The 1,639-nt window shown below is 42.5% G+C and carries 3 protein-coding genes; all 3 read left to right on the top strand.

Annotation, left to right across the window (positions count from 1 at the left end):
• On the top strand, positions 1–844 hold an 844-nt coding region (locus BHE85_RS14865), incomplete at its 5' end, for an RHS repeat-associated core domain-containing protein (protein WP_197673112.1).
• Positions 841–1,344 (top strand): hypothetical protein, encoded by a 504-nt coding sequence (locus tag BHE85_RS14860; RefSeq protein ID WP_000720079.1) that lies wholly within the window; start codon positions 841–843, stop codon positions 1,342–1,344. The genes BHE85_RS14865 and BHE85_RS14860, both read left to right, overlap by 4 nt.
• 130 nt (positions 1,345–1,474) lie before the next feature.
• On the top strand, positions 1,475–1,639 hold a 165-nt coding region (locus tag BHE85_RS14855; protein WP_047664789.1), incomplete at its 3' end, for an IS1 family transposase.

Here is a 1,639-nt window from a genome sequence, read left to right as displayed (position 1 = left end):
AAGTGAAATCCTGGCTGACCGGGTGAGTGAGGAAAGCCGCCGCTGGCTGGCATCGTGCGGCCTGACGGTGGCGCAGATGCAAAGCCAGATGGACCCGGTATACACGCCGGCGCGAAAAATCCACCTGTACCACTGCGACCATCGCGGCCTGCCGCTGGCGCTTATCAGCACGGAAGGGGCAACAGAATGGTGCGCAGAATACGATGAGTGGGGCAACCTGCTGAATGAAGAGAACCCGCACCAGCTGCAGCAGCTTATCCGTTTGCCGGGGCAGCAGTATGATGAGGAGTCCGGCCTGTATTACAACCGCCACCGCTATTATGACCCGCTGCAGGGGCGATATATCACTCAGGACCCAATTGGGCTGAAGGGGGGATGGAATTTTTATCAGTATCCGTTGAATCCGATCTCAGAGATAGACCCACAAGGGTTAAATCCGTTAATTCTTGGTGTTGTAGCACTGATGAGTTGCGGTTTGTTTTCATCAGGTGGTGTTATCCAAAGTGGGCAACAACGCAGAGATCAATATGGACGTAAAGTTAATCCAGAAGCCGACAAATTAACAGATGAACATAAGTCAGGTGTAAATCCTGGAGGTAACTGTAGTCCCCAGAACCTGAGTGACTTACAAAATGAAAAAAACAGATTATGTAACCAGTCTAGAGCTTGCGCTCCTCAGATGCTGAGAAAAGAAATATTGAGACGGTACGAGATAAATTTGGCGTGCGCTTCGGTCAGAAAGCAGATTAATAATCAGTGCTTTGGTGGTGGAGATAAGGCCCATATGGAAGAAGAGAATAAAGCATATAAAACAGCAGCTGATTGCAGTGGCTTAATAAAATGAAAAAAATAATTTTCTCTAACGAGAGTGCAGTCTATGATGAACTTATGATTCATTTTCCATGCCAGCCATTACCTCATATTTCAAATGATATTATAGGGCTGGATGAACTGGATGTTGTATATAATTTTTTCCAAAAGAAACAATGGAATGAAATAGCCAATAATTTAAAAATAAAGGATGACTCTTATGCTTTAGAGTTAGGAATTACATTCCTCCCTGAGAAAGTATTCTGCTATTACATCCCTCTGTATATTTATGTCTCGTTGTTTAATAAGAATGATTTTTGGGTTTTTGAATCCGATTTTATTCAACAATATTTATGTCCTGAGTATCGGGATTACGATGATTTTTTGAATTTTGTTTTTAATTTTTCAGATATACAACTATCTATTATTGCACAGTTTATGTCTTATGAATCAGACGCTGGATTCTTTTATGCAAGTAAAGCTTGTATGGATTTTTGGGAAGATTATTCACCTCTATTACATAAGAAAATTTAATCGTAAAAGGTATAAATGGTTTAATAAAAAACTTGTCTACTCGTTGGAGTAGATGAAAAATAAGATGACGTTGGCGGTAATGCTGCCAACTTACTGATTTAGTGTATGATGGTGATTTTAAGGTGCTTGCGTGGCTTCCATTTCCATCAGATGTCCTTCCTGCTCCGCTACTGAAGGCGTGGTGCGTAACGGCAAAAGCACTGCCGGACATCAGCGCTATCTCTGCTCTCATTGCCGTAAAACATGGCAACTACAGTTCACTTACACCGCCTCTCAGCCCGGTACGCACCAGAAA

Source organism: Shigella sp. FC1567, from assembly GCF_001743015.1.
GTDB lineage: Bacteria > Pseudomonadota > Gammaproteobacteria > Enterobacterales > Enterobacteriaceae > Escherichia > Escherichia coli.
The sequence above is the reverse complement of the archived record's forward strand: the minus strand, read 5'-3'. Positions and strand labels throughout refer to the sequence as shown.

Excerpts from the sequence above, each read along its gene's own strand:
- BHE85_RS14860 (WP_000720079.1), top strand. The coding sequence starts at position 841 with ATGAAAAAAATAATTTTCTCTAACGAGAGTGCAGTCTATGATGAACTT.